The sequence below is a fragment of the Frondihabitans sucicola genome, from assembly GCF_030296615.1.
GTDB classification, from domain to species: domain Bacteria; phylum Actinomycetota; class Actinomycetes; order Actinomycetales; family Microbacteriaceae; genus Frondihabitans; species Frondihabitans sucicola.
The window spans coordinates 762,936-788,970 of the sequence record NZ_AP027732.1; the positions used below are offsets into that span (position 1 = coordinate 762,936).

Sequence of the window (26,035 nt, forward strand, 5' to 3'; positions counted from 1 at the left end):
CGGAAATGACTGGTCTCGTCCCCATCGGGGAGTTCTCCCTGATGACGCAACTCAGCGTCAAAACGCTGCGGCACTACCACGATGTCGGGCTCCTGGAGCCGACGTCAGTGGATGCCTCCTCCGGATACCGCTTCTACGACACGGACCTCGTTCCCACGGCGCAGCTGATCCGACGGCTCCGGGGCCTGGACATGCCGGTTCCGGATGTCCGGTCCGTCCTGGCCGCGCCGAACGACCTTGAGCGGGATGCACTGATCGGGGATCATCTGGCTCGGATGGAAGGTGCCCTCCAGCAGACCCGTGCCGCCGTCTCCGACTTGCGGGTGATGCTCGGCCCGTCTACCGGCGCGATCGAGGTCGAGTACCGGGCCGTCCCGGAGACGGCGTCGATTGCAATCACCGGCCAAGTGGCTGTGAGTGATGTCCTGCCGTGGTGGCAGGAAGCGGCCCGCGAGTTGCGGGCGCTGGCGCGACAAACCGGTGTCCAGGTCACGGGCTTCCTCGGCGGCCTGTACGACCCGGCTCTCTACACCGACGAGGTCGGGCAGGTGACCGTCTTCCTGCCCGTTGCTGAACCCCTGGACGCAGGAAGGGTGAAGGCGCTCGTCCTACCGGCCTCCGACCTCGCCGTCACGGTTCATCGTGGTTCTTACGCCGGAATCGACCGCACCTACGGGGCGCTCGGGTCCTACGTCGCCGACCGACATGAAGGACGGCCCGGTCCGATCCGGGAGAACTACCTCCTGACGCCGGACGACACCACCGACGACAGCGAACTGCGCACCGAGATCAGCTGGCCCGTCAACGCCTCGGCCGAGCAGGCGAACTAACTCCCAAGCGTCTTTCTCGAGGAAGAGCTTGACCCTCCTGTTACCGGAGGCTCGAGCCTTGTCTTACGCCGCAGAAGCGGCCGACAAGCTCCTCACGAGAAAGACGCCACCATGACGGACATTCGAACCACCGAACAGCATCAGGCCCCCGCCGACCCCGAACTCGTGGTCGTCCCCGAGGCCGTGTTCCTCTCCATCTCCGGAACCGGAGCACCCGCGACTCCCGTGTGGCACCGCAAGAAGCTGCTCGCCAGCGACATCGCCCGTGAACTCGCGAAGCTCGGCCTGGCACCGGAGGGAACGCCAGCGCAGCACATGTACTACTGGTACGCCGACGACGCCCCCGAAACGAACATCGCGGACTTCTACAGCGTCAACCCGCTGACCGACCTCAGATACCGGGCCCTCGCCCAGATCGACCCGAAGACCACCCTCGACGACATCGCCGCCGCCCGCGAGCGGGCAGCCAGCCCCTCCGATGAGGGCGACGAAATCGAGATCTTCACGATCCCCGAGCAGACCGTCGTCCAGGTGATGCACACCGGCCCGTTCTCCACCGAGCTGGCAACCCTCGCCCGCATGGGTGCCGAGGCCGACGCACACGGCGTCAAACGAAGCGGACCCCACCAGGAGATCCACCTGGACCCGTTCACGATCACCTCGGCACAGGACACCCTCCGCACGATCATCCGCGACCCCGTCGCCTGACACACCCGCTCCCCAGCAGGACTCGCATCACCCCAAGACACGAAGGCCACGCAATGAAGACTCGACACCTCGGCAGCCAAGGGCTGACCACGTCCAGCATCGGCTTCGGCTCGATGGGAATCACCATGGCCTACGGCGCCAGCGACGGTGAAGGCGGCACCGCCGCCATCCAGCGCGCCTACGACCGCGGCGTCACCCTGTTCGACACGGCGGAAATGTACGGCTGGGGCGAGAACGAGAAAGTCCTCGGCAAGGCCGTCGCCAGCTTCCGTGACGACATCCTGATCGCCACGAAGTTCGGACTGACGCCGCCGTACTACGAGTCGAACAGCCGCCCGGAGCACATCCGCGAGGTCGTCGAGAACAGCCTGCGCCACCTGCAGACCGACCACATCGACGTGCTCTACCAGCACCGCTTCGACCCCAACGTCCCCATCGAGGACGTCGCCGGCACCGTCAAGGAACTCATCGACGCCGGAAAGGTCAAATACTTCGGGCTCAGCGAAGCAGGCGAGAAGACCATCCGAGCCGCCCACGCCGTCCAGCCCGTCTCCGTGCTTCAGACGGAGTTCTCCTCTTCGAACGCGACGTCCAGCAGCTGTTCCCAACCCTGCAAGAACTGGGCATCGGATTCGTGGCCTACTCGCCGCTCGGCCGCGGATTCCTGACCGGCACCGCGAAGCCCGCCAGCGAATACGGCGAAAACGACATGCGACGAGACGACGCCCGCTGGCAGCCCGGTAACTACGAGAAGAACCTCGAAGCAACCCACCAGCTCACCGAACTGGCCGAGTCCAAGAACGCCACCGTGTCTCAGCTGGCCCTCGCATGGATCCTCGCCCAGGGAGACGACATCGTCCCGATCCCCGGAACCCGCAGCGCCACCCGCGTCGACGAGAACGTCGCCGCTGTCGACCTCGACCTCACCGCAGCGGACCTCGCCCGAATCCAGGAGATCCTCCCCACCGGAGGCTTCGGCGCCCGCTACGCCGACCTCGCCCTCCCCACCTGGCACTGAACCGTCCGGCCGCTGCCGCCGACGGGAAAGAAGGACCCCATGAACTCCCTCCATCTCCTCGTCGACGGCTTCGGCCGGATCCCCCACTCATCGAACGCGCCACCCGCAACCTCGCCGCATCCAGGCTGGCGACGCCACCTGCACCAGGGGCGAACAGCATCGCCTGGCTCGCCTGGCACACCGCCCGCGGACAAGACTCCTGGATGGCCGACCTCAGCGGCGAGAAAGAAGTCTGGACGAGCGAGGGCTGGGTCGACCGGTTTGGCCTCCCATTTGCGGCCGACGAGAACGGCTTCGGAATGCCCGCACAGGACGCAACTCGCGTCGTCGCCTCCGCGGACCTCCTTAGCGGCTACCTTCGCGCAGTGACGGCCAGCACCCTGTCCTACCTCGGCGGCCTCACCCCGGATGACCTCGACGAGGTCGTCGACAAGAACCGAACGCCTGCGGTCACGCGCGGCGGGCAGCTGCTCAGCATCCTCGACGACAACCTCCAACACGCCGGCCAGGCCGGCTACGCCCGCGGCATTCTCGACCGCTCGCACCAACCCATCAACTAGCTCCGCAGAGGCCCCTATCGTCGCCTGAACCGGGACGGCTCAGGTGCCTGACCGGGCAGAACCACAACAGAAAGCCGAAGTTTCATGAGCACCAACAAGGTCATCGTCATCACCGGCTCCAGCGACGGCATCGGCGCCGCTGCCGCACGGCAACTCCATGAGCGAGGTCATCGGGTCGTCATCGTCGGACGATCGCCGGAAAAGACCGCCGCCGTCGCCAGAAACCTCGGAGTCGATTCCCTCGTCGCTGACTTCACCCGGCTCGAGGACGTGCGCACCCTTGCCAGTCACCTCCAGGATGCCTATCCGCGAATCGATGTCCTGGCCAACAACGCCGGCGGAGTCTTCGGCGACCCGACAAAAACCATTGACGGGTTCGAGAAAACATTTCAAATCAACCACCTCGCACCGTTCCTTCTAACCAACCTCCTCATCGAGACGCTGATCGAATCGAAGGCATCCGTCATCCAGACCTCCAGCGTCGGCGCCAAACTTGCCAAGGCCTTGAACATCGACGATCTGAACCACGACCACAACTTCGATGCCACGCGTGCCTATACGGCCGCGAAGCTGGAAAACATCCTGTTCACCAAGGAACTTCACCGCCGCTCCCATGCGCGAGGAATCTCTACCGCGGCGTTCCACCCCGGCAACATTGCGACGAGTTTCGCCACGCAGTCCGAGGCGGGGTTGATGAGATTCGTCGCGACCAACCGTGTTGCCCGCGCCGTGATGCTCTCAACTCCCGACAAGGGTGCCGACCAGCTGGTCTGGTTGGCCGACAAGAACCCCGGAACCGATTGGCAATCAGGCGCCTACTACGAGAAGCGCAAGCCCAAGCGCACCAACCCGCAAGCGCTCGACGTCCGCCTTGCCACGGAACTCTGGGATCGATCCGAAGATATGACCGCCTCACTGTCGCAACCCTGACGCCCGACTGGTGCCTCGTCGACGGCGGGTCGGGCGCCGTGATGAGGGCACCAGAGTCAGATACACCGCGATTGCGGGATAGCTCCAGCTGGGTCATCCAGCGACAGTGGACCATACGAGACGCCCGCACCGAGTGGCTCGAAAGCCACCTCCGACGAAGGACACGAGCATGACCAACTCCACGCAAGAGAACACCACCTCCACCGACTCCTCGGCGAAGCTCCTCGACAAACTCGCCGTCGTCGACGCCCTCTACCGCTACGCCGCAGGCCTCGACCTCCGCGACGAGGCCCTGCTCGCATCCGCCTTCGCAAGCGACGCCGTAGCTGACTTCGGCCCGGCAACGCGGAAGGCCGGCCAGGACTACCCGCCCATCGAAGGCGGCGCCACGATCGCCTCCGCCGTCGCCGCCTCGCTAAGCCCGCTCGACACCACCCACTCCCTGAGCAACCCCCGCGTCACTCTCAATGGCGACACCGCGACTCTCGAAGGAATCATGGCGTGCATGCACCTGCCCCGCACCGACCACTCCCGCCACGTCCTCATGACCAACCGCTACGACGTCGAACTCGTCCGCCAGGGCGACGTGTGGGTCATCCAGCACCTCACCGTCGACAACGCCTGGACCGAGGGCGACCCCACCGTCCTCTCCGGCATCTGAACGACAACCATGAGCCAGGACCTGAAAAACAATGTCGTCACTTACCTCCACGCGCTGGAAGACGTCGACTGGGATGGCGCACGCGCTCTTTGCGCCGACACAGCTACCGTGTGGCACAACGACGGCAAAGGCGACGAGACCCTCGAGTCGTACTTCGCCGGGTTGAAGACCCAGATCTCGCTCTACGAGTCAATCCACTACGACATCACACGCCAGCTCACCCAGCCAGGAGGCGTTCTCCAACAACACGTGGTCCGCGTCGCCACGAAGACCGGGGAACGCGGCGGGGTCTATGCCGCCGTCTACTTCGGCTTCAACGATGAGGGCCTCATTACCCGCATCGAGGCCTACGCCAACTACATCGCAGACAGCCCCGACAACAAGAGCAGCTGAGCCACCCGCAGCCCAGCCGAACATGACTTTCGACTCACCCGAATGGACCCCGATGAATGACACGAAGCCTTCCCGCGAGTCTGACCGCAGCGAGATTCTCGACCTGCTCGCGACCTATGCCTTCGGCCTAGATCGTCGCGACTTCTCCGCCGTCGCGTCTGTCTTCACCGACGACGCCGTCGTCGAAAACACCTTCGACGCGTACATGCCCGAAGCCGACTCGTTCAGCAGCCTGACCGTGGGCGGAAGCGCCGTAGCCGATGGCGCACGTGAACTCTTCAACAGCCTGGACGCAACGCAACACCTGCTGGGCGCCCAGACAGTGGACCTCACAGAGGCAGGCGCGCACGCCTCCACGCAGATAGTCGCTCACCACCACCGCGGCACGAATTTTTACAACACCGGCGGAACCTACGAAGACGACTTGATTCGGACCGCAGATGGCTGGCGCATCTCGGGACGCGTATTGCGCATCACATGGACGAACGGGAGCGCCGACATCTTTGCAGCTGCGTGATCAGTTTCACGAGCCTGCCCGCTCTCACGCCAAATGTTCCCCTCCAAACTGGCCAGCCAACGGCGGCCGCGAACGACTGACGTCCCGCGTGCGGTCCTAGTGAAAGGGATCGATGACAGTGCGATGTGACTCGCTATTCGGGAGGTCGTTAGTCAATCACAAGGCTGAATCCACGGTTGCCGGCGCTGACGCCGTTGATCAAAATTTCGATGGCATGAGGGCCGGCGTAGTAGCGGCGGGTCGTGATGAGGCGGAAAGAGTGGGACTTGTCGATGCTCATGCTTTCCCCGGCTGAAGTGACCGCACCGCGAGCTTGAACGTCTTCCCGGTCGTGAGGCCGTTGGCCTTGCGGTGGTGAACGATGTAGTCGATCGACAGCCGAGACTCTTCGAGGCCCGTGTTGGTGACGGTCGCGGTGAACGCGACGGAGTCGCCGATGGCGACGGTCTCTCGATCCAGCCGGAAGTCGTTGACCTCGACCGTGGCCTGGTGAAATCCGAGTAGGTCGAGTGCGCCGGCGTCGCCGCGCTTGATCAGGGTGCGAAGAGCCCGCCCCACGAGGCGAGTCGTGTTTGCATCGGGGTTGTCGAGCCAGGCCCGAGCCGTCGTCACCACGAGGTCGGCGTGATCGCGGCTGATGTCGTTGAGGTGGTTCGCGACGGAACGGCGGACGTACTCGCTGTCGTCTCGATAGAGCGCGTCGAGGATCGGGATGGTCGAGGCGGGGTCGCGCAGGATCCCGGGCACTCGCGTCGCCCACGGAAGGTACGGTCGAGTGCCTTCCGAGGCCAGACGCCGGATGTCGACGTCGTCGGAGACCACCCATCGGGTGCCGATGATGTCCAGAGCATGGTCGAGGTCGTGCCGGAGGAGGGTGCGGATGGCGAACTCGGACGAGAGCCGGGCGGTGAGCGATGCCAGGAGCGCCAAAGCGTCGTCGAACGCTTCGCCCGTTCCGTCCTCGACGGCCCGCGCCGCAATTGCACTGGTCACGGGCCAGATGAGCCATCCCGAGAAGTGAGCGTCACCGGCGGCCGCGCGGCGGATCACCGCTGCGAAGTCGGGGTAGGGCATATCGAGGTCGGCGAGCAGAGCGTCTCGCATCAGGTCACTGCGCTCGCGCAGGGCAAGGCCAGGAAGCGAGTCGGCCACGGCTCGAAGGATGGGCAGATCGCGATCCGGAGCTGCGACCTGGATGGCCCGGATCAAGGCGAGCACGGTATGCGTGCCAATGAGTTCGTCTGCGAAGGGCATGGCTCTACCGTGACAGGCAGACGGCCGGAGCGCGTGGGCGTGTGGACCTGGGTGCGGCGCACCCAGGACGGCGCGGCCTGCCCGTCGAGCCCCTCGACTATGAAGATGACCAGGTCACCCGAATTCTCGCCCCTGCTCCCCGCCCGACACGAAAGGGTCTTAGCGTTGGGCGCATGACGACTCCCGCTTTCAACCAACTCGGCGACTTCCTCCGGGCCCGTCGTAGTCGCATCGAGCCGACGGACGTCGGTCTGCCCGGAGGTGGCGCGCGGCGCGTTGCAGGTCTTCGCCGCGAAGAGGTCGCCGTTCTCGCCGGAGTGAGTTCTGACTACTTCGCTCGACTCGAGCAGGGTCGCGAGACGAATCCGTCACCTCAGGTCATCTCGGCAATCGGGAGAGCGCTGCAGCTCGATACGGACGCACGTGGACACCTCTTTCGGATCGCCGGCCTGAACCCGAGCATGGCGCCCGAGAGTGGTCGGACCCTCGTTCATCCGGCGTTGCTCGAACTGCTGGATGCGTTTCCTGCGTCGGCGGCCTACGTCCTGAGCCCCTCGTTCGACGTGCTGGCGACGAACCCGATCGCCGTTGCGCTCCTCTGGCCTTTTGCCGGCACACAGAACATGGTTCGCGTGTTGTTCACGGACCCGGAATCTCGAGCCATCTTCACCGAGTGGTCGATGGTCGCCAGTTCGACCGTCAGCGCGCTTCGGCTGAATTCGGGCCTCTACCCGGACGACCGTTCGATCTCGTCGCTGGTCGCCGAAATGCTCGAGGTGTCGGACGAGTTCCGGGGCTTCTGGGAATCTCAGGTCGTTTCGGGTCTCACCCGGGCATACAAGGTCTTCCAGCATCCCGGTGTCGGGCGCATCGAACTGACCTATCAGACCTTCGACGTGCACGATGCGCCCGGCCAGCAGCTCCTGGTCGGAACGGCAGTCCCGGGCAGCCAGAGCGCGGAGTCGCTCGCGTTCCTCGCCGCCATGGCCGACTGAGCTGTCCGCACCTCGGGAGACGACGGCCGTTCCTACCAGGGAACGACGGCATCCTTAGTGACGAACGTGCCGGTCGGGCCGTTCGCGCCGAGGGTGGCGAGGGTGACGATCGCTTCGGACCCTTCGGCGACCGTCTGCGTTCCGAGGTGGTCCATGATGTCCGTGTCGGTCCCTCCGGGGTCCGCAGCGTTGATCTTGATCGTCGGGTACGCCTGCGCATACATCACGGTCAGCATGTTCAGTGCTGCCTTCGACACTTGGTAGAACGGCAGCGGATAGGCGTTCTCTGGCGCAGCCGGATCGATCGCGCGGGTGAACGAGCCCATGCTGCTGGAGACGTTGACGATCGCGGGAGCCGGTGAGCGCACCAGCATCGGGAGGAACGCGTGCGTCGTTCGCACGGCCCCGAGGACGTTGGTCTGCAGAACCTGGTCTGCGACGGCTCCGGAGACGGCGCCCATGGGCGGATTGCGCGGTCCGAGGATGCCGGCGTTGTTGATGAGGACGTCGATGCCGCCCTCGTGCGCTTGGATGTCGTCGAAGGCGGCATCGACGGAGGCGTCGTTCGAGATGTCGATCTGGACGAAGCGAGCGCGGAGTTCGTGCGCCGCCTTCTCGCCGCGGTCGGCGTCACGTGCTCCGAGGATGACCCGGTGGCCTCGTTCGATCAGCTGCCGAGCGGTCTCGTAGCCGATGCCCTTGTTGGCGCCCGTGATGAATGTGGTTGTCATGGTGTTCTTCTTTCTCTGGATCAGAGGGCGAGGACGTGGCTGGGGTCGTAGATGTCGACCAGTCGAAGGAGACGGGCGCGGGACGCCTCGTCAAACGCTCTCGAAGCTCGTTCCGGGTCGGAAGTGGCAACGAAGTTGCCGAGGATTCGGCCTTCGGACAGGTCGGCAACTGATGCGAGAACGCGGGCTCCCGCGGATGTCACCGTCTCTGTCTCACCGGCTGGCGCGAAGCCGACAGTGAGGACGCTGTAAGGCGCGTCCCGGTAGCTGAAGGCGCTCTCGTAGCTCGGTCTGCGCGCCAGGGCGCCTCCGAGATGCCGGATCTCCACCACGGCCAGTTCCGCTCCGGACGTCGCGTCGAAGGCGGCCAACAGCGCCTCGATCGCCTTGCTCGGCAGCGCTGAAAGCAGCGCCTCGTCTTGGACGAGGGGTTCGGGGTTCGTGGGTTCGTCGCTGATCCGGCCGATCTGGCGGTATTGGCGCGTCTCCAGATCGTCGAGCAGGAGCGTGCCGGCGGCGCGGATGGTCGCGAGGTGCGTCTCGGTGTCCTCTGCGGACAGGACCGACCCGACTCGGACCGACACGACGTAGCGGCCGGCGAGCTTCGGGGTCCCTCAAGAGGCATCCTGGTCAGGGCGATGGATGTCGTGACGTCGTTCGAAAGTGCCGAGGACCAGCGCGCCCATTCGTGCACCACGCTTGACGCGTCGTGGCCGTCGAACCAGAGGGCGCCGCCGTAGAAGTACGTGAGTGGTTCGAGTCGAAGGGTGACGCGGGTGATGACTCCGAGACGGGCTTTCCCGCCTCGGAAGGCCCAGAAGAGGTCCGGGTTGTGAATGGGAGACACGTGGCGGATCTCACCATCGGCGGTGACGACGTCCATGGAGTCGATGTAGTCGGAGGAGAGTCCGAATGTCGATACGAGTGGCCCTAAGCCGCCGCCGCTGAGGTAGCCGGCGACACCGACGGTGCCGGCCGATCCGACGATGGCGGCGAGCCCGTGGTCGGCGGCGGCATCGATGAGACGTTGCGCCGTGACTCCGGCACCGACCGTCGCGGTGCCCTTTTCGGTGTTGATGAGGCAGTCGTCCAAGCCGCCGGTGTGGATGAGCACGGTGTTCTCGGGGCGTGCGACGGCACCGTGCCCGGTTGCCTGCACGGCGACCCTGTATCCGTGTCGGGCGGCGAAGTGGAAGGTGGCGGCCACGTCGGTTGCGTCTTCGACAAAGACGACGAGCGCGGGGTGGAACGGTACCGACGTGTTCCACGGCGCTGCATCGAGATAGCCGGCTTCGCTGGGTGGGAAAACGCTGCCGCTGACTTGGGCTCTGAGTTCGTCGATCTGAGTGTTCAGAAGTCCTGCGTCGGAAGTTGTCATGCTTCAACGCTAGAAAGGTGCATGGTGAAGCGGAAGTCAAAGATAGGCAACCGATGATGTCCCCGAATGCAATCGGCGTCGATCGGCGATGAAGGCCGGCAGCATCACGCTGACGAGAACGACGGCCGCCACGATGAGCAGGGCACTGGATCCGGTGAGGGCGACCTGGACGCGAGTGACGACATCGCCCACTGACGTCGAGGTCTGGGATGCGACGGCGGATGCGCCGAGGGCGACGAGAATGGCCAGTCCGAGTGAGCTGCCGAGCTGGTGGGCGGTGTTCATGACGCCGGATGCGGCTCCGCCGTCCTCAGCCTTCACACCGTGGATGCCGAAGCTCGTCAGGGGTGCGAAGGCGAGGCCCTGGCCGAGGCCGACGAAGATCATCGGCAGTCCCACATCGAGGATGTAGGTGCTGTCGGCGCTGACGCGGCTGAGCCAGACCATGCCGACAAGGGTCGCGAGGATGCCGGCGGCGAGGAGCAGCAGCGGAGGGATCCTTCGGCTCAGACGGGGGACGAGGAGGGCGACGGCGAAGTTGACGACGGTCATGGGGAGGTAGCCGAGGCCGGCCTGAAGGGGCGTCCAGTGCAGGACGTTCTGCAGGAACTGGGTGACGAAGAAGAACAGTCCGATCGTGGCGCCGATGTAGAGGAACCGGATCGCGAACGAGCCGGAGCGGACTCGACTCGCGAATAGCCGCAGCGGCATGATCGGTTGCCTCACTCGAGCCTCGTTGACGACCAGGAGGATGAGAAGGGCGACTCCGAGAGCGATCGCCGCGATGACGACGGGCGAAGCCCAGCCGAGATCGGTCGACGAGACGATTCCGTACATCAGCGATCCCACGCCGAGGGTGGAGAAGAGGGCGCCGGGAACGTCGAACTTGCCGGGTGTGCGGGGCTGTTCGACGAGGTAGCGCATCCCCATGATGATCATGACGATCCCGATCGGCACGTTGACGAAGAAGCCGGCCCTCCACGACACGAGGTCGGTGAGGAGGCCGCCGACGACCATGCCGAGGCTCCCGCCGATGCCGGCGGTGGCCGCATACCAAGCCACGGCCTGGTTGCGCTCTCGGCCGGCCGGAAACGTTGCTGTCAGCAGCGAGAGCGAGATGGGGCCGACGATGGCGGCGCCGATGCCCTGGAGGGCTCGCGCGCCGATCATCCACTCGCCGGCGGGTGAGAGGCCCACGGCCATTGATGCCGCGGTGAAGATCACGAGGCCGACGATGAAGAGGCGGCGCCGGCCGATGATGTCGCCCGCGCGAGCGGCGAGGAGGAGCAGGCCGCCGAAGGTGAGCGTATAGGCGTTCTGGATCCAGGACAGCCCGGTGCTGGAGAAGTGCAGGGTGGCTTGGATGGAGGGGAGCCCGGTGAAGATGATCGAGTTGTCGAGCAGGATCATGAAATAGCTGACCAGGATGATGACCAGGATCCCGGTGCGGTGGACCGGGCTTGTCGTGGATCCTGTTCCGAGAGCCTGGGTCGGCCGGCTTGAGAGTGCTTCGCCTGGTGTCGTCATGCCTCGACGTTAAGAAGGTCGATCAATAAGCGGAAGTCAAAGATTCGCAACTGATGATGTCCCCGTGCGCAATCCGCCTTAGGGTGGAGGATGCCTTCCGTCGACCTCAATCTTCTGACCGCGCTTGACGCCCTTCTCCAACAGGGCACGGTCACCGGTGCGGCCCGGCAGCTGAATCTGACACCTCCGGCCGTGAGCCGAAGCCTCAAGAGGCTGCGGGACGTGACGGGCGATCCGTTGCTGATCAGGCGGGGCCGACGGCTTGTTCCGACGCCGATGGCTGTATCCCTTCGCGATCGCGCCCATCGCGTGCTCGACGATGTGCACGAGATCCTCGCTCCGAAAACGGAAGTCTCGGACTCGGAAATCGAGCGGGACCTGACGGCGTCGTTCACAATTCAGGCGGTCTCCGACACGGCCGAGATCTTCGGGCCCGCGCTGGTGAATGTGGTCCGCAACCGCACCACGCGGGTGCAGGTGACGCTCCTGGACGATGGTCCCCTCCAGGGCGAGGCGCTACCCGGTGGGCGGATCGATGTGTATCTCGGGCTGCCCTTGGCCTCCGCCGACGACGACATCCTTCGCGAGCGTCTTCTCGCGGACCGAATGGTTCTCGTCGGGCCACGCAACGGTTTCCTCTCACAGCTGCCGCCCGAGATTCCCCTCACACCGGAGCAGGTGACGTCGGTGCCGCACATCACGCCCTCGCGCCACTGCGACTTCCAAGCCGCCCTCGGCCGTCACCTGGACGGGCTCGGCCTCATCCGGGACGTCGCGGTCGCAACGCCGAGCTTCACCTCGGCGTTCACGATCCTGCGCGATTCGGATTTCCTCTGCATGGCACCCGAGTGGCTGACGCGGCCACTGCTCGGTGACGGCCTGATCACTCGACCGTTGGATGCCCCGATCAGCCCCGTGTTCATCGAAATGGCCTGGCATCGAAGGACCCACACCGATGCCGCGCATCGTTGGCTACGCGACCGCGTCCGCGAGTCCGCGCTCTCGATCCATCCCGACGCTCTCGCGGGGAGTTCGGGCATGACGCGCGAAGCAACCCTCGGTGAAGCGCGCGTGTCTTCTCCGCAGCGAGTTCTGTCTTTAACGTCGAAGGGTGACGCAGAAGACCGTTCCGAAGCCCGGTGACAGGATCCTTCTGCGCGCCGTCACCGACCGTGGGATGGAACGAGTCTGGGCACGTGTCGACCTGGTCGAATCGGATACCATCACGGGCCTCGGGGGCAGCCACTCCGGGAAGTATCCACACCGGCTCGGTTATGCCTACGAGGAGTTCCGGCGAAGCGGAGAGATCATCACCCGGCTGAACGTCATCTGGGTCGACGACGCCTGGCGAGACCCGGAGCACCTCATCGAATCCGAGCAGAGCGTCGAATGAGCGTGCCCGGTCAGCGGCCGGTGCGATGCGCCGACAGGGCGCGATCGGCGTCCCGCTTGTCCTCTCGCTCCCACACCGCCTGGTGCTTCTCATACTCGCGTCGACCCTTCGCGATGGCGATTTCGACCTTGGCGTGGCCGTCGCTGAAGTAGATCGACAGGGGCACGAGCGTGTAGCCGGTGTCCGCCGTCTTCTTCTGGATCTTCCGGATCTGTTCCTTATGGAGCAACAGCTTGCGTCGCCGGCGCGGGGCGTGGTTCGTCCAGGTCCCCTCGTCGTAGTCCTGAATATGAACGGCCTCCAGCCACATCTCTCCGCCGTCGACGAACGCGTAACCGTCGACCAGGGAGGCGCGGCCGGCGCGAAGAGACTTCACCTCGGTGCCGGTGAGGACGAGTCCCGCCTCGTAGACGTCTTCGATGGTGTAGTCGTACCGCGCTCTCCGGTTGCTCGCGACGATCGTCTTTCCGCGCTCTTTCGGCATCCTGCCCTCTGTCCGCGTTCTTCGGCGCTCGAGTTGAGCCCACGGTCGGAGCAGCGTCGCGTGCTCGCGAGGAATTCCCGGTCCAACGAACTGCAGGGCTCTGAGCCGGGGTGCAGTGCACCCCCTTGTCGCGACCTTCTTCGAATCGCCATGAGCCCGAAGACTCGTTGATGCGAGGTAGTAACCCGCACGAACAGCTGGGGAGACAGAACATGACCATCACCGACTACCGCACACTCGGCACCTCGGGCCTCCGGGTCAGCCCCTGGCCCTCGGAGCCATGAACTTCGACGACGGCACCTGGGGCTCAGCTCCAGAGACGTCCTTCCAGATCCTCGACCGGTACCTGGACGCCGGCGGGAACTTCATCGATACCGCGAACCAGTACAACGGCGGGAAGTCCGAAGAGAGCCTCGGGCTTTACTTCGAGAAGCAGCCCACCCGCCGCGATCGCCTCGTGCTCGCAACCAAATTCGGCGGCACCCTCCACCCGACCGATCCCAATGGTGGCGGCGCCGGACGCAAGGCGATCTACGCGCAGCTCGACGAATCACTCCGCCGGCTCAAGACCGACTACATCGATCTCTACTGGATGCACCAGTGGGACCGCCACACCCCTATCGAAGAGACACTGTCGACTCTCGACGACCTCATCCGCGCCGGCAAGATCCGCGCCATCGGCGTCTCGAACGCGCCCGCCTGGTGGGTAGGGCAGGCGATGGGTCTCTCGACGGCGCACGTCTGGGAACGTATCGCAGCTCTTCAGGTCGAGTATTCGCTCCTCACTCGCACTCCCGAGGGGGAACAGTTCGGCGCAGCCCGTGCCCTCGGCCTCGGGATCACGCCGTGGAGCCCGCTGGCATCCGGGGTGCTCTCCGGGAAATACTCCCGAGCCGTGCGCACGGTGGAAGGATCCAGCCGATCCGGATATGCGGCCCCCAACCTGACGGAGTCGACCTTCGTGCTTCTCGATGCGCTCGCCCTGATCGCTGATGGACACCGGACGACGGTCGCGGCCGTCTCGCTCGCCTGGGTACGTCAGCAGAGCGAGGTCACGTCGACCCTCATCGGTGCTCGCACCGTCGCGCAGCTCGAAGCCAACCTCGCCTCCGCCGACGTGACGCTGACCCCCGAGGAGATCGCCACGCTCGCTTTCCTCAGCGAACCGGACCTCGAGTACCCGATGAACGTCATCCGCAGCTTCGCGACGCCTTTCCAACAGGGCGACACCAGCATCAACGGACACGGCTCCGCCGCGTTCGCTCGCGCATGAAGACCAATAAAGGACACCCCATGACAGACAACACGCCGACCGCATCCGACGCCATCGCGCCCCCGACGACCGAATCCATCACGACGTGGGTCGAGGGGTATCTCCTCGCCTGGCGAAGCAACTCCGAGGCGGACATCGCCGCCCTCTTCACCGAGGAGGCCGAGTACCACGAAGAACCCTTCGACACGGAATGGGTCGGCCGTGACGAGATCGTCGAGGGATGGCGAAGCCGGTGGGACTGGCAGCAGGGCGGTTGGGACTTCGACTGGTCGATCACCAGCATCGACGGCTTCACGGCCGTCATCACCGGAATCGGCCACTACGTCAAGCTCGGCGACTTCGACAACGTCTGGACGCTCCACTTCGACGAGTCGGGGCTCTGCACCCGCTTCGACATGCTCAACACCGAACGCAGCTGACGCCATGACCGAGACGCTCGAAGTCACCACTCTCCGACCGGTCGCCGGCCTCAGCACAGCGGACTTCGTCGCAGCGAACGCTGACATCGACGAGTACCTGAAGCGGCAGCCCGGGTTCGAATGGCGCCGCATCCTGGAAGCCGCCGACGGCACGATCATCGACATCGTCGCCTACGACAGCATGGAGCACGCCCGCGCGGGAGCTGCGGGCATCAGCGACGAAAGGGCGGCGTCGCCCGTCCACGCGACCATCGACCACTCGACTGTCGATTGGAAGCTCACAACCGTGGCCCATCGCATCGAAGCCAGCTGACGTGCCCGAGATCCCCACCACCGCCGTGGTGTCGGACCGGGCCACACCCTGGAGCTCTTCTTCGACCTCGTCTACGTCTTTGCGTTCACCCAGGTGACGCACCTGATGGCGGATGGGGAGAGCATCCGAAGCGTCCTCGGCGGGCTGGCAGTCCTCGGCGTTCTGTGGTGGTCGTGGGCATCCCATGCGTGGCTGGCAAACCAGCAGATCGCGGACCGTGGTGCCGTTCGTGTCGGGATCCTGGTTGCCATCGCCATCGTGCTGGTGCTGTCCATCGCCATCCCCGAGACCTACCCCGATGCGGAGGAAGCCGATCCGGTGCCCTGCTCTTCGCCATCGGCTTCGTGATTCTCTCGCTGGTGTACTCGACCGTGAACATCGTGGTCGCGCGACGCGACTCTCCCCTTCGCAGACAGGTCATTCGCACCATGGGCACGACTCTCGGCCCGGTCGCCGCGGCGCTGATCGTGGGCGCCGTCGTCGGCGGGATCGCCCAGATCGTCCTCTGGCTTGCAGCGGTCGCCCTCGAGGGCATCACCGTCTTCGCGACCTCGCAGGGTGGCGCATGGCAACTGCCGTCAGCCGCTCACTACGCCGAACGACACGGACTCGTCGTCATCCTCGCCCTCGGAGAATCGATCATCTCGATCGGCCTAGCAGCGTCAGGATCCCGCCTCACCCCGAGCATCGTCCTGGTCTCGATGGCCGCCGTCTCCACCTCCCTCGGAATGTGGTGGATCTACTTCGGCCGTGTCTCCACCTCGGCCGAGCGTCACATCGACACCATGACCGGAAACCGCAGGACGGCCACCGCGACCATCGGCACCTACCTGCACTTCGGAATCGTCGCCGGGATCCTGCTCGTCTCCCTCGGACTCGGAGGCCTCATCGAACGCCTTGGGAGCGGCGAACCACCCGGATCCTTCAGCTGGATCTCCACTGCAGGCGGAGCAGCGCTCTTCCTCGCCGCCACCACGGTCTACGCACGAATCACCCGCACCACCGACGGAAAGAAGCAAAACTCATGACCACAGCAACCACCTCGCACGACGGCGCCGTCCTCATCACCGGAGCAAGCAGCGGTATCGGGGAAGCCACGGCCAGGCACCTCGCATCCCTCGGGTATCCGGTGTTCCTCGGAGCCCGACGCGCCGACCGCCTCACCGCCATCGTCGACGAGATCCGCGAGGCCGGCGGGCGCGCCGACTCGCGTCAACTCGACGTCACGGACATCGACAGCGTCCGCGCATTCGTCGGCGCGGCCCGCGAGGTGAACGGCACCATCGAGGTGCTCGTCAACAACGCCGGGGTCATGCCCTTGTCCACTGTGAGTGCGCTGCGGATCGACGAGTGGAATCAGATGATCGACGTGAACCTGCGCGGCACCCTGCACGGAATCGCAGCCGTGCTTCCCCTCATGGAAGCGCAAGGACGCGGACACATCATCAACGTCGCATCGGTCTCCGGCCTTCGCGTCGACCCGACCGCGGCCGTCTACAGCGCGACGAAGTTCGCCGTGCGAGCTCTGTCGGAGGGGCTACGTCAGGAGAGCACCGTCGTCCGCGTCACGATCATCAGCCCCGGATTCACCGTCAGCGAGTTGACGGAACAGGGCGGCGACGCCGACACCCAGGCCGCGGTCCGCGAAGCCACCGCTCAACTGGGCCTGCCGGCATCAGCCGTCGCAGAAGCGATCGCCTATGCCGTGTCGCAGCCGTCGTCCGTAGACGTCAACGAGATCATCGTCCGTCCCACCCTCCAGAGGTAGCCTCCCCGCGAGACAACATCGACCCACCACCAGGCAGCACCGACCGAAGGACTCACCATGAGCACCCCCATCCAAGACGGCGTTGAGGCGGCAGCCAAGCGAGCCGGCCAGATCCGCGACCTGTACGAGATCCTCGAGAACCGCATCAACGGCAGGGTCTGGTCGACCCATGAGTTGATGCTCGGCTTCACAAACGATGTCGGAACAGTCGGCAGGCTGATCCTGGCAAAAGAGGGCACCTGGGACATCGACGGCGACGCCACCGCACAACTCGAACACAAGTTGGCGGAATCGATGTGGTGGGTGATGGTCATCGCAAAGCGCCTCGACATCGACATCGCCGATGCCTTTGCGTCCACCATGGAACAGATCGAGGCCGGCCTCACCCACGCCGTCGAAGTCGATTAGACCGGGCGACGTTGATGCCTCACGATTGCCGCGTTACCGCCCCGGGCTGCTGCGGCGTTCTGTCCGGCGGAACCGCGAGGAAGTGCGGGTCAGGCGACCGGTATGGTCGGGAGGGTGAAGCGGTCGGGTTCGCCGTCGAGCATGGCGCCGCGGGTCATCTCGTTGATCTCGGCAGAGATCTCTCCACCGGGCGCGCTGACGTCGTCTAGACGCTGGTACTGGGCGTCGGTCAGGGCGACGTCGAGGGCGCCGAGGTAGTCCTCGAGCTGCGCCATCGTGCGCGGACCGATGATCGGTACGACCGCGGTCACAGAGCGGTTGCCTCGCTCGCGCAGCCACGCCATGGAGACCTGGGCAGCGCTGGCACCGGTCTCGGCGGCGACCTGGAGAACGGTATCGATGACGGCGGTCGTCTGGGCCGAGGTGTCGGCGACCCAGCGGCTGGGGTCGGTCTTTCGGCCCTCGGCACCGTGGCGGTATTTGCCGGTGAGGAGCCCGCCCGCGAGCGGTGACCACAGGTTCACTCCGAGACCGAGGGCCTCGGCCATCGGAAGCAACTCGTTCTCCCCGCCGCGCTCCGCGAGGCTGTACTCCGTCTGAATGGCGACGACCGGGGCCCAGCTGCGAAGGTCGGCTTCCTTGGCGGCCAGCGCGATGCGCCAGGCGGGGAAGTTCGACAGGGCTCCGTGATGAATCTTGCCGGCGCGGACCAGGTCGTCGAGACCGCGGAGGATCTCGTCGGTCGGGGTGAACGCGTCGGGGAAGTGGACCCAGAAGATGTCGAGGTAGTCGGTTCCGAGCCGGCGAAGGCTCGCGTCGACGGAGGCGATCATCGCCTTCCGGGAAACACCGTTGTTGGTGCGGCTGGCTTTCTCGGGATTACCGAGCCCGTACTTCGACGAGATGACAAAGTCGTCGCGGGTCGAGGTGAGCATGTCGCCGAGCATGGATTCTGACTGGCCGCCCTGATACATCGCCGCGGTGTCGAGGAACGTGCCGCCGGCTTCCGCGAATCGGTTGAAGATGGCGCGGGAATCGGTCATGTCCGCCCCGCTGGCCCATGCGGTTCCGAAGTTGCCGGTGCCGAGAGCCAACTCGGACACGCGGAGGCCGGTGCGGCGGCCGAAGCTGGTGTAACGCATGGAAGTCATGGAAGCTCACTTTCTGTAGCAATCACTACCGAAAGCTAGAGCTGCTTGGTTCTATTCCGCCTTCGCGGATTAAGCTCGGAGTCCACGAGAGGAACACGGCCATGACGGTCATCACCCGAGGGCGTCCGCGAGGATTCGACGTCGACATCGCACTCGACCGCGCCATCGACGTTTTCTGGCGCGAGGGCTACGACGGGGCGAGCATCGCCGAACTCACCGCGGCGATGTCCATCACGGCGACAAGCCTGTACGCGGCGTTCGGAAGCAAAAGGGAGCTGTTCGAGCGCGCTTTCACCCGCTACCTCACCATCGACATGGCCTACGCCGTCCGAGCCCTCGAACAGGACCGCCTTTCCGATGTGTTCCGCGACTACCTCTTCGACGCCGTCGAGGCCATGACCCGTGAGGGCAGGCCCTACGGTTGCATGTCCGTGCAGATCGGCGGCTCCAAGACCGGGCTCAGCCCAGCCGGTAACGAGATCCGAGAGTTCGTCTCGCGAGCGCGCGACACCGGATACAAGCGCCTCACCACCCGGATCGAGCAGGGCCGCGATGACGAAGGGTTCGACCTCGCCGGCATGACCCCGGCCGGTATCGCCGAGTACCTCGTCAGCATCAGCAACGGGATCGCCGTCCGTGCGGCCGACGGCGCCGAACGCGACGAGCTGCGCGGCGTCGTCGAGATCGCCCTCCGTGCTCTGATCACCCGCTGAGCCATCCGAGTTCGTTCCATCCGGAATAAATCCCCAGCATGATCCCTTTCGGTAGTAATCACTACAGAAAGAGCGATGATGACAAACTTCCTGATTTACGGAGCAACCGGGTACACCGGGCAACTGATCACCCGCGAGGCGGTGCGACGCGGCTTGAACCCGATCGTCGCCGGCCGGGACGCAGCCAAAGTGCAGATCCTCGCCGATGAGCTGGGCCTCGAAGGACGCGCCTTCGACCTGTCGAATGAGGAGAGAACCCGCGAGGGAGTGCTGGGCGTCGGCGTCGTCTTGAACGTCGCGGGACCCTTCGCGGTCACGTCGGGGCCGCTCCTGGATGCCGCTCTCTACGTCGGGACGCACTACCTCGACACGACCGCGGAACTCGGAACGTTCCTCCACACGGAGGCTGCCGACGCTCAGGCGAAGAAGGCCGGCGTCATGGTCATGAGCGGCACAGGTTGGGACGTCGTCCCCAGCGACACCCTCGCCGCGCGCACCGCCGCCCGCGTCACCGACCCCGTCTCCCTCGTGCTGGCGTTGAAGATCTTCGTCGGCACTCCTGGCGAACGGATCCCGCTGCTGTTCTCCAAGGGCTCCATGACGAGCGCCCTCGGATTCGCTCCCTTCGCCGGCTCCGTGCGCTCCGGCGGCACCATCACAACCCGTGACGACTCGCCCACCCGATCGATCGACTTCGGCGCAGGACTCGAAGAGGTCGGCCTGGCGCCGATGGGCGACCTCGTCACCGGCAGGCACTCGACCGGGATTCCCGAGATCGAGGTCTACGTCGCCGGTGGCGTCCCCATCCCCACGACAGCACCTGGCAGCGAAGTGCCCGACGGCCCCGACGCCGCGGACCGCGCGATCGGGCGCGCCCGCGTCTACGCGAAGGTCACCGGCCGCGACGGCTCCACCGCCGAGGGGCTGGTCGATACTCCGACCGGTTACGGGTTCACCCAGCTCGCCGCCGTCGAGATCGCTTCCCGGATCATCGCGGGCGATTTCACTCCGGGATTCCAGACCCCGGCGTCGGCGTTCGGTCCTTCACTGCTCGAGGGAATTGGGGACAGCCACTTCATCGATCTGTAAGGTCTGCCCGGCCCGAGAGTCTGCCTCAAGCCACCCCTCTTCCCGAAGGTTAGGTTAGCGTCGCGGCGTTGTGGCAATTCGAGAAAATAGATGTCGGATGACACCACTCGAGGTACTGATTCGCGTGTTCGGAGTCAACGCGAGTGATGGCGCTTATCGGGTGCGAGCGGGTCGAGCCAAGTTCTCGCTGCATCGCCCGTCACCGACAGAGGTACCAATAGCTCTCGGAACGTCCTACCTCTATATGGACATAGGCAGAACCCGGTGTCGAGGATCCATAACAGCTGCCAAGACCACGCTGCACGATGCGGCGATCAGATCAGCAATGCGACACCAAAATCTGGAAAGCGAGATTTGATTTTGGAAGCCACAACATCCCGGCCTCCCTGCGAAGAGGTTCACGAAGCGCGAGAACATTCCGTGATTCATGTCGTTGTCAGTGGGCGCCCGAAAGCGGTACACCATCCCAGGGCAGGAAGGACACCTCTAGCCACCAGTGCTCAAATCAAAGATGACGTCCTCGAGGGCCAGCTGGTCTCGACATCCATCAAGCTGTCGGAGGGACACACCGCTAGACACCAATCGCCGGTGGACGGCAGCTCGTACTTCGTCAAAGGACATTGCCCGGATCTTGCGAGCACCGACAGTGAAAACCGAAACCGCCGCGTTGTGGTTGACAACTTCGATGCTCGCCTCGGCACAGACGTGGCGGTTTTCTTCAGACACTCCAGTCATCAGATCGCTGTGAAGTGCCTCAGGGGAGGTCAATGCTGACGAGACCCAGCGGACGTAGGCACAGGGCGCGCAGAACTCCGGAGCAGGCACAGAAGGTACCCATACTTCTAACGGGGTACCGATCCCTAGACGAATACCGTCACGTCGGTCGAATAAGACATCCGAGTAACGGAGAGTCGCCAGGGCGTCGAAAGAAAGAGCGCCCATAGTGCCGAGCAGTATCAATGCCCGATCTCGCCGTGCATCTAACGCATGTGAATCGCGCTCAATCTCTTTGAGTACTTGGCTCAGCGACCAGACGGCGTAGTGATCTCGTGGAACTTTTGCTTCTTCCCAGAAGATGCGCTGGCGCGAGAGGAACTCTTTGACCTCTGGCGACGCGGTAGGTCGGGGGTGGCCCTGACCACTATGCCGCGCGTCGATCCCTACAACCCATGCCGTCATTCTGGAGAAAGAGTGAGCAAGGCTCCCCGCATCATTAACTTCTCGACATCTGAATAAAACATACGCTGCCACAGTTGCTCCCGTGGCAGGTAACGACTCCAGACCACGGTCGTCGCACCAAGATACGAATTGCTGCCAGGAATCAACGGTCCGCTCCCTCAACGTAGGTTTCGCGCGAACCAGGGTCCGCGGAGCGCCAGTGAACGGGACGCCAGCGTCACTGGACCCGAATGTCGCTAGTCCCACAAACGACCGCCTTGTGAAGAGTTCATTTGCCGGCCCCAATCAGATCGTCCGAGCCGAAAGGACGGACTGGTTACTAGGCGGACAGACCATCTACGGGGTCGATGTGAAGCGTGAACAAGATGTGTCCGGGACTTTGGTGAAGCGTCGCGGGCAGCTGCGGGATGGTGTCCGAGCTTCGGGCCGGCGAAGTGTCCGGCGCTATAACCGGACTGAATTGCGTCGACTCTTGACTCATTTTCTAGCCTCCCGCCTCGGCGTCCGGAAGGAGTAGACGGGAACAGCAACGATGGGCTGAGCCCAGCGACGATAATCTGATCTTCCAGAATACAGTTCCCAATGGGGTGCCGAGCAGAATGCCCTGTCGATCGCAGCGATGCCAGGCGTCAGGCCGCGGCGCAAAGACGAGTCAAAGCTGGCCGAGTGCCTTATCCTGATCTCAGGAGCGACCAGCCGTTAGCGTGCTCATGGGTTCACGATCCAGTCGTTCACAGAGTTGGGAGACCCAGGTTCGAATCCTGGCGGTGCCGCCACAGGGTGCTGTAGCTCAGCGGTCTAGAGCATCCCACTTTTCTTCTTCCGCTCGATGCCGGCTTGAATCTCTGCTGCGCTGAGGTTCAACGCTCCGAAGCCCCCACGCAGATAGCCGATCACGCTTCGACGAGCACTCGGGTCCTTAACGGACTTGCCGCTTTCGGCGAAGTACTCGTTGACTGCCATGTCGGCCCATGCGTCGCGGGGAACTGCTAGCTGCAAACCCAGATTCACGTCGTATGCCAACCGCTTCTGAACAGCAAGAGCGCCGATCAGGCCAGACACACCGAATGCGGCCGGCTCGCCGACACGAGGGATTCGGAACTCCTCAGAAGTCAGTTCCGACCACGTGGCCTGCGCGGTCGAAGAGAGCGTTGCGTAGTGGTCGACCAGGTCCTGGCGGACTAAGCCTGCCGCGTGGGTGAAAGCATTCCTTACCTTTCTTGTGAGGTGAAACAGCGCCAAGGAGTCGGGATCGGCGACGTGTCCCGTGCGCTCAGAGAAGACCTCGTGCATCTTGTCGGAATTTGTAGCTGCGTCTCCGTTCGTCGCTTTTCCGAGGGAGACAAGTAGTCGAAGGCAAGACCGGACGAAGTCTTCGTGCAGGCCGAAGGTAAAGTTCATGGCCATCGTGCAAGCCGTGCCCTCGGATTCGACGATCAACCGTGCCGTACGATCCAGGCGCTGGTTCATTCGTTGTACGTGAGCAAGATTGGGAAACTCGTCGGCGAGCAAACTTCGCTGATCGGGAATAGCTGCCAGCGTCTGCACGGCGAGTCTTGAACCAACGAGCAACGCCCACACCGTGTCGCTTGCTTCGACGCGTCTACGTTCCAGATCGCGGAACTCTTTGAATTTGACCTGAGGAAGAGTGCGATACCGAGTGGTCACTTCGTGGATACTACCGGCGAGTTTGGTTGATTGAGGTCTTCACCGAAGCAAGGGTCGAGGCGGCGCGTAAGGGTTTCAACGCGCCGACGTCTGAGGTAGCAGCTGGCTCCCTGCGGCTTGCGCCTTCGCGCTTCAGGTTGTGAACACGAGCTTCAGGCGAGTGCCCTCGCATCTGAACTCGAACGGCCCCATCGGGCGATGGATTGCAGGTGGTCGTCGGTAAGGTAACGAAAACTCTGGGGCGGCTCCACCCCGACTTGGCTTCGAAGCTCCGCGAGCGTGAGCGGCCGGTGCCAACGAATGGGATCTTCGACGCGCAGGATAGCTGCCTGCGCTACATCCTTGAGGTAGCTGGCCAGAGGTCCGCGTCCGATCCGAATTCGATCTCGATAGAGGGCCCACACATCGACAGCGCGCGGCCGATCGATGCTCTGCAGCACGGCCGTGCCGAGGACCGCTCGCTCCGGGGTGCTCGAATAGAGATAAAGCGTAGTCGGCAAGACCTGAGTCGGGAAACGCCGCCGCACCTCGGCTGTTTTCGTTCCCGAGAGGATCGCGTTCGCGAATTCCGGTCGCACGGATAGCAGGATTGCGGTCATCTACGGCTCCCGGTTCGTGCCTGGACTAAAGAGATGTCATCGAACATCGAGGGTGGCACCGAGCGGAACGATTGGATCGGACCCTTTACGTTGTGCGCCTGCCGTAGCTCAAGGAGCTTGTCGTTCTTGATTGGGGACATGAGAATTTCGGTGTCCTCAAATCGGATGACGCTGACTTTGCCATCTCGTCGCCCGGCCGCGTTCCGGACGTCTCGAAGGTGCAGCACGCCGATTCTCCCGTACTTCTCGAACGCCAGTTCCGGGTCGAGCCTCTCAAATCCCAGACTCCGGGAAGTCGCCATGATTGCTCGGTACGTACCTGTTGGGTCGGCCGTGACATACCAAAGAATTCGAGATCCCTCTTCAGGGAGTGACTTGTCGGAGCCGCTGTAGTACACGTGTTCTCGCGACAGGCCCAGGGCTCTGGAGCGATCCTTCCAGAGAGTCGGGCGTTCGATTCCGAAGAGATTGTCGATGAACCGGGGTTGGATCGGCGTGATGTATGCGGGCAGACCTGCCCCGATTAGCACCAAAGGCCAAAATTTTCTTTCGGCTTCTCGCACGGACGACACCGAGGCTGGCAACGGTTCGTCAGGAAGAATGGCATCAATGGGGAGCGCTTGATCGATGAGAGTCGCTCGGTAGGCCTCTTCAGCGAGCACGTATCCGTCGCTGCGGAGCGCATTCCTGCTCACGTTCGCGAGTCCACCGTCTGTGATCCGGATTTGACCTAGTCCGCTCTCGCGAGCGTTTTCACGGACGTGTCGCGCGAGCTGTAAGGCCAGCGTTGCAGCTCGCTCGCCTCGAATCACCCTGAAGAGATCTACGCGCAGGTCTAGGTCGTCGCGACTCTGCACGAGTAGAGCCCATGGGTCGTTGAACGGATCAACGAGCACTCGGCAACCGGCGGAATCCGAGGCCATGGTTGCGCGAAGCGTCGCCTGAAACGCCCTTCCGCGCTCACGTGTTTCTTGGGAAACAAAGGCGTCGATCAGTCGTCGCTCAGGCAACGACGAAGCGGGGACCCACTGGAGGTCGATGGATTCAATAAATCGGGACTGGAACTGCGGAAACCCGATCCGCTGCTCAAGACGCCGAATCAACTCGTGCGGACGAAGGACCTCAAGAGACGAATCGCGCGGAAGAAACTGATGCGCCAGTGACAAGCAGCGCTCGTCGTTCGTGACGAAGAACTGCACCCCGTTGTCAATCGCGTCGGCGACGTGATGTAAGTCATTGAGGAGGGATGGGTCCGACTGAATGTCAACCGGCCGCAGTCCTGCGCGAAGGGTCTCATAGGTCCGAGAGTCATCCGCTGTTCGGGATCGCACCCGAACATGGTGTTCGGCGGCTCGGCGCTGCCTGCCGCGCTCTTCGGGGTCTGGTATGCCGTCGAGCTCGACGTTGACTCGAGGTGAAAGGACGACTGTGATCTCTGCCTGCACGCTATCCGCTAGAAGGGCCTGTGATGATCGTCGTGTTGGCCGCGTCACATCTGCCGACGCGTACCAGTCGGAAACGACGTTTGTGTCGACCATGACGAGGGGAAGGCCGGCCCCCAACGCGGCCTCCTCAAAGAGATCGAGCGCCCCGAGTTGGCGCCACCAAGCAGTGAGGATCGAACCGTGCTGCGCGCGCCCTGGGCGCTCGCCTCGCGGCATCAAGCCAGCGCCGGTCCAGAACGGCCCTAGGTTCCAATCACGTCGGCACCACGCCAGAATTCCGATCGCGCTCGGGTGTCTTTGGACGGCCTCGTTGATGAGCCGCTTACCGATTCCAGAGCCTCGCTCCGCCGAACAGACGTGAACAAGCTTGATCAACCCAGAACGTTGGACGTCGTAGAGGCAGTACCCGAGCAAGACTTCATCACGCCAAATCGTGACGAGCGTTCCCGTGCGGAGCCGGTCGGAGAAGGCGGAGTCCGGGAGCCACCCAACAGTGTTCTTGTGATGCTTCGCCAGCAACAGGACCTGGCGCCAGTCCTCTCGGGATGGCATGTGATCAATGCTGAGATGCCGCACCTCGTCCCGGTCGTCACTCATTGCATTTATCTTCTCTTGAATGAGAGATCAGGGG

General features: G+C 64.0%; 27 protein-coding genes and 3 pseudogenes. 20 read left to right on the forward strand and 10 right to left on the reverse strand.

Going from position 1 to position 26,035, the window contains the following annotated elements:
* Window positions 1–5 precede the first annotated feature (5 nt).
* The 8 genes and pseudogenes from QUE79_RS04020 to QUE79_RS04055 all read left to right on the forward strand — a co-directional run bounded on the left by QUE79_RS04020 (window position 6) and on the right by QUE79_RS04055 (window position 5,617).
* Complete coding sequence (locus QUE79_RS04020; protein WP_286345546.1) at window positions 6–830, forward strand: MerR family transcriptional regulator; 825 nt, start codon at window positions 6–8, stop codon at window positions 828–830.
* Between the two features lie 111 nt (window positions 831–941).
* A complete protein-coding gene (locus QUE79_RS04025; protein WP_286345547.1) occupies window positions 942–1,538 on the forward strand; it encodes a GyrI-like domain-containing protein in 597 nt (198 codons plus the stop codon).
* Between the two features lie 125 nt (window positions 1,539–1,663).
* A pseudogene (locus QUE79_RS04030) lies at window positions 1,664–2,556 on the forward strand (aldo/keto reductase).
* Between the two features lie 125 nt (window positions 2,557–2,681).
* The gene (locus QUE79_RS04035; protein ID WP_286346832.1) at window positions 2,682–3,116 is read left to right on the forward strand and encodes a DinB family protein; all 435 of its coding nucleotides are present in this window, start codon (window positions 2,682–2,684) and stop codon (window positions 3,114–3,116) included.
* Window positions 3,117–3,200: 84 nt separating this feature from the next.
* Window positions 3,201–4,046 carry an SDR family NAD(P)-dependent oxidoreductase gene (locus QUE79_RS04040; RefSeq protein WP_286345548.1) on the forward strand — a complete coding sequence of 282 codons (846 nt, stop codon included), beginning with the start codon at window positions 3,201–3,203 and terminating at the stop codon, window positions 4,044–4,046.
* A 169-nt stretch (window positions 4,047–4,215) separates the two neighbouring features.
* Window positions 4,216–4,707: a nuclear transport factor 2 family protein gene (locus tag QUE79_RS04045; RefSeq protein WP_286345549.1), complete on the forward strand. Its 492-nt coding sequence runs from the start codon at window positions 4,216–4,218 to the stop codon at window positions 4,705–4,707.
* Window positions 4,708–4,716: 9 nt separating this feature from the next.
* Window positions 4,717–5,100: a nuclear transport factor 2 family protein gene (locus QUE79_RS04050; protein ID WP_286345550.1), complete on the forward strand. Its 384-nt coding sequence runs from the start codon at window positions 4,717–4,719 to the stop codon at window positions 5,098–5,100.
* A 52-nt stretch (window positions 5,101–5,152) separates the two neighbouring features.
* Complete coding sequence (locus QUE79_RS04055; RefSeq protein WP_286345551.1) at window positions 5,153–5,617, forward strand: nuclear transport factor 2 family protein; 465 nt, start codon at window positions 5,153–5,155, stop codon at window positions 5,615–5,617.
* Window positions 5,618–5,765: 148 nt separating this feature from the next.
* Here the strand turns inward: QUE79_RS04055 and QUE79_RS04065 are convergent.
* Window positions 5,766–6,871 (reverse strand): annotated as a pseudogene (locus tag QUE79_RS04065) (DNA alkylation repair protein).
* 173 nt (window positions 6,872–7,044) lie between these two features.
* Between QUE79_RS04065 and QUE79_RS04070 the strand changes: the two are divergent.
* Complete coding sequence (locus QUE79_RS04070) at window positions 7,045–7,866, forward strand: helix-turn-helix transcriptional regulator (RefSeq protein ID WP_286345554.1); 822 nt, start codon at window positions 7,045–7,047, stop codon at window positions 7,864–7,866.
* Window positions 7,867–7,898: 32 nt separating this feature from the next.
* Here QUE79_RS04070 and QUE79_RS04075 read toward each other — a convergent pair whose 3' ends face one another.
* From QUE79_RS04075 to QUE79_RS04090, 4 genes and pseudogenes are all read right to left on the reverse strand, one after another.
* Window positions 7,899–8,597, reverse strand: coding sequence for an SDR family NAD(P)-dependent oxidoreductase (locus QUE79_RS04075; RefSeq protein ID WP_286345555.1), 699 nt, complete (start codon window positions 8,595–8,597; stop codon window positions 7,899–7,901).
* 20 nt (window positions 8,598–8,617) lie between these two features.
* Window positions 8,618–9,181, reverse strand: coding sequence for a hypothetical protein (locus QUE79_RS04080; protein ID WP_286345556.1), 564 nt, complete (start codon window positions 9,179–9,181; stop codon window positions 8,618–8,620).
* A gap of 317 nt (window positions 9,182–9,498) precedes the next feature.
* Window positions 9,499–9,975: pseudogene (locus QUE79_RS25200) on the reverse strand (FAD-binding oxidoreductase); the annotation flags it as partial.
* Between the two features lie 36 nt (window positions 9,976–10,011).
* Window positions 10,012–11,502, reverse strand: a complete 1,491-nt coding sequence (locus QUE79_RS04090) for an MFS transporter (protein WP_286345558.1) — start codon at window positions 11,500–11,502, stop codon at window positions 10,012–10,014.
* Between the two features lie 90 nt (window positions 11,503–11,592).
* On the opposite strand from QUE79_RS04090, the gene QUE79_RS04095 reads away from it, so the two are divergent.
* Both QUE79_RS04095 and QUE79_RS04100 read left to right on the forward strand, forming a co-directional pair.
* Window positions 11,593–12,645 (forward strand): LysR family transcriptional regulator, encoded by a 1,053-nt coding sequence (locus QUE79_RS04095; protein WP_286345559.1) that lies wholly within the window; start codon window positions 11,593–11,595, stop codon window positions 12,643–12,645.
* A complete protein-coding gene (locus QUE79_RS04100; RefSeq protein ID WP_286345560.1) occupies window positions 12,614–12,895 on the forward strand; it encodes a hypothetical protein in 282 nt (93 codons plus the stop codon). The genes QUE79_RS04095 and QUE79_RS04100 overlap by 32 nt, the downstream gene beginning before the upstream one ends.
* A 10-nt stretch (window positions 12,896–12,905) precedes the next feature.
* On the opposite strand, the gene smpB is transcribed toward QUE79_RS04100, so the two are convergent.
* Window positions 12,906–13,379: an SsrA-binding protein SmpB gene (gene smpB, locus QUE79_RS04105; RefSeq protein ID WP_286345561.1), complete on the reverse strand. Its 474-nt coding sequence runs from the start codon at window positions 13,377–13,379 to the stop codon at window positions 12,906–12,908.
* A gap of 265 nt (window positions 13,380–13,644) precedes the next feature.
* Between smpB and QUE79_RS04110 the strand changes: the two genes are divergently transcribed.
* From QUE79_RS04110 to QUE79_RS04140, 7 genes are read left to right on the forward strand one after another with little or no spacing between them, the layout of a single operon-like run.
* A complete protein-coding gene (locus QUE79_RS04110) occupies window positions 13,645–14,652 on the forward strand; it encodes an aldo/keto reductase (RefSeq protein ID WP_286346833.1) in 1,008 nt (335 codons plus the stop codon).
* A gap of 20 nt (window positions 14,653–14,672) precedes the next feature.
* On the forward strand, window positions 14,673–15,071 hold the full coding sequence (locus tag QUE79_RS04115) for a nuclear transport factor 2 family protein (protein ID WP_286345562.1): 399 nt from the start codon (window positions 14,673–14,675) through the stop codon (window positions 15,069–15,071).
* A gap of 4 nt (window positions 15,072–15,075) precedes the next feature.
* Complete coding sequence (locus tag QUE79_RS04120) at window positions 15,076–15,384, forward strand: hypothetical protein (protein ID WP_286345563.1); 309 nt, start codon at window positions 15,076–15,078, stop codon at window positions 15,382–15,384.
* A 48-nt stretch (window positions 15,385–15,432) separates the two neighbouring features.
* Window positions 15,433–15,732 (forward strand): low temperature requirement protein A, encoded by a 300-nt coding sequence (locus QUE79_RS04125; RefSeq protein WP_286346834.1) that lies wholly within the window; start codon window positions 15,433–15,435, stop codon window positions 15,730–15,732.
* On the forward strand, window positions 15,729–16,412 hold the full coding sequence (locus QUE79_RS04130; protein ID WP_286345564.1) for a low temperature requirement protein A: 684 nt from the start codon (window positions 15,729–15,731) through the stop codon (window positions 16,410–16,412). The genes QUE79_RS04125 and QUE79_RS04130 overlap by 4 nt, the downstream gene beginning before the upstream one ends.
* Window positions 16,409–17,152 carry an SDR family oxidoreductase gene (locus QUE79_RS04135; protein ID WP_286345565.1) on the forward strand — a complete coding sequence of 248 codons (744 nt, stop codon included), beginning with the start codon at window positions 16,409–16,411 and terminating at the stop codon, window positions 17,150–17,152. The genes QUE79_RS04130 and QUE79_RS04135 overlap by 4 nt, the downstream gene beginning before the upstream one ends.
* A gap of 57 nt (window positions 17,153–17,209) precedes the next feature.
* Complete coding sequence (locus QUE79_RS04140; RefSeq protein ID WP_286345566.1) at window positions 17,210–17,560, forward strand: nucleoside triphosphate pyrophosphohydrolase family protein; 351 nt, start codon at window positions 17,210–17,212, stop codon at window positions 17,558–17,560.
* Window positions 17,561–17,649: 89 nt separating this feature from the next.
* Here the strand turns inward: QUE79_RS04140 and QUE79_RS04145 are convergent, their stop codons facing one another.
* On the reverse strand, window positions 17,650–18,711 hold the full coding sequence (locus QUE79_RS04145) for an aldo/keto reductase (RefSeq protein WP_286345567.1): 1,062 nt from the start codon (window positions 18,709–18,711) through the stop codon (window positions 17,650–17,652).
* A 101-nt stretch (window positions 18,712–18,812) separates the two neighbouring features.
* On the opposite strand from QUE79_RS04145, the gene QUE79_RS04150 reads away from it, so the two are divergent.
* Together QUE79_RS04150 and QUE79_RS04155 are read left to right on the forward strand one after the other, a co-directional pair.
* Window positions 18,813–19,424 (forward strand): TetR/AcrR family transcriptional regulator, encoded by a 612-nt coding sequence (locus QUE79_RS04150; protein ID WP_286345568.1) that lies wholly within the window; start codon window positions 18,813–18,815, stop codon window positions 19,422–19,424.
* Window positions 19,425–19,499: 75 nt separating this feature from the next.
* Window positions 19,500–20,513: a saccharopine dehydrogenase family protein gene (locus QUE79_RS04155; RefSeq protein WP_286345569.1), complete on the forward strand. Its 1,014-nt coding sequence runs from the start codon at window positions 19,500–19,502 to the stop codon at window positions 20,511–20,513.
* Between the two features lie 1,977 nt (window positions 20,514–22,490).
* Here QUE79_RS04155 and QUE79_RS04160 read toward each other — a convergent pair.
* The 3 genes from QUE79_RS04160 to QUE79_RS04170 form a co-directional block, all read right to left on the reverse strand.
* The gene (locus tag QUE79_RS04160) at window positions 22,491–23,360 is read right to left on the reverse strand and encodes a hypothetical protein (RefSeq protein ID WP_286345570.1); all 870 of its coding nucleotides are present in this window, start codon (window positions 23,358–23,360) and stop codon (window positions 22,491–22,493) included.
* Window positions 23,361–23,512: 152 nt separating this feature from the next.
* On the reverse strand, window positions 23,513–23,959 hold the full coding sequence (locus tag QUE79_RS04165; protein ID WP_286345571.1) for an ASCH domain-containing protein: 447 nt from the start codon (window positions 23,957–23,959) through the stop codon (window positions 23,513–23,515).
* Window positions 23,956–26,001: a GNAT family N-acetyltransferase gene (locus QUE79_RS04170; protein ID WP_286345572.1), complete on the reverse strand. Its 2,046-nt coding sequence runs from the start codon at window positions 25,999–26,001 to the stop codon at window positions 23,956–23,958. Before QUE79_RS04170 ends, QUE79_RS04165 begins: the two co-directional genes overlap by 4 nt.
* Between the last annotated feature and the right edge of the window lie 34 nt (window positions 26,002–26,035).

Coding starts and splice junctions, on each gene's coding strand:
- QUE79_RS04020 (WP_286345546.1), top strand. CDS start 6: ATGACTGGTCTCGTCCCCATCGGGGAGTTCTCCCTGATGACGCAACTC.
- QUE79_RS04025 (WP_286345547.1), top strand. CDS start 942: ATGACGGACATTCGAACCACCGAACAGCATCAGGCCCCCGCCGACCCC.
- QUE79_RS04040 (WP_286345548.1), top strand. CDS start 3,201: ATGAGCACCAACAAGGTCATCGTCATCACCGGCTCCAGCGACGGCATC.
- QUE79_RS04045 (WP_286345549.1), top strand. CDS start 4,216: ATGACCAACTCCACGCAAGAGAACACCACCTCCACCGACTCCTCGGCG.
- QUE79_RS04050 (WP_286345550.1), top strand. CDS start 4,717: ATGAGCCAGGACCTGAAAAACAATGTCGTCACTTACCTCCACGCGCTG.
- QUE79_RS04055 (WP_286345551.1), top strand. CDS start 5,153: ATGAATGACACGAAGCCTTCCCGCGAGTCTGACCGCAGCGAGATTCTC.
- QUE79_RS04070 (WP_286345554.1), top strand. CDS start 7,045: ATGACGACTCCCGCTTTCAACCAACTCGGCGACTTCCTCCGGGCCCGT.
- QUE79_RS04075 (WP_286345555.1), bottom strand. CDS start 8,597: ATGACAACCACATTCATCACGGGCGCCAACAAGGGCATCGGCTACGAG.
- QUE79_RS04090 (WP_286345558.1), bottom strand. CDS start 11,502: ATGACGACACCAGGCGAAGCACTCTCAAGCCGGCCGACCCAGGCTCTC.
- QUE79_RS04095 (WP_286345559.1), top strand. CDS start 11,593: ATGCCTTCCGTCGACCTCAATCTTCTGACCGCGCTTGACGCCCTTCTC.
- smpB (WP_286345561.1), bottom strand. CDS start 13,379: ATGCCGAAAGAGCGCGGAAAGACGATCGTCGCGAGCAACCGGAGAGCG.
- QUE79_RS04115 (WP_286345562.1), top strand. CDS start 14,673: ATGACAGACAACACGCCGACCGCATCCGACGCCATCGCGCCCCCGACG.
- QUE79_RS04120 (WP_286345563.1), top strand. CDS start 15,076: ATGACCGAGACGCTCGAAGTCACCACTCTCCGACCGGTCGCCGGCCTC.
- QUE79_RS04135 (WP_286345565.1), top strand. CDS start 16,409: ATGACCACAGCAACCACCTCGCACGACGGCGCCGTCCTCATCACCGGA.
- QUE79_RS04140 (WP_286345566.1), top strand. CDS start 17,210: ATGAGCACCCCCATCCAAGACGGCGTTGAGGCGGCAGCCAAGCGAGCC.
- QUE79_RS04145 (WP_286345567.1), bottom strand. CDS start 18,711: ATGACTTCCATGCGTTACACCAGCTTCGGCCGCCGCACCGGCCTCCGC.
- QUE79_RS04150 (WP_286345568.1), top strand. CDS start 18,813: ATGACGGTCATCACCCGAGGGCGTCCGCGAGGATTCGACGTCGACATC.
- QUE79_RS04155 (WP_286345569.1), top strand. CDS start 19,500: ATGATGACAAACTTCCTGATTTACGGAGCAACCGGGTACACCGGGCAA.
- QUE79_RS04165 (WP_286345571.1), bottom strand. CDS start 23,959: ATGACCGCAATCCTGCTATCCGTGCGACCGGAATTCGCGAACGCGATC.
- QUE79_RS04170 (WP_286345572.1), bottom strand. CDS start 26,001: ATGAGTGACGACCGGGACGAGGTGCGGCATCTCAGCATTGATCACATG.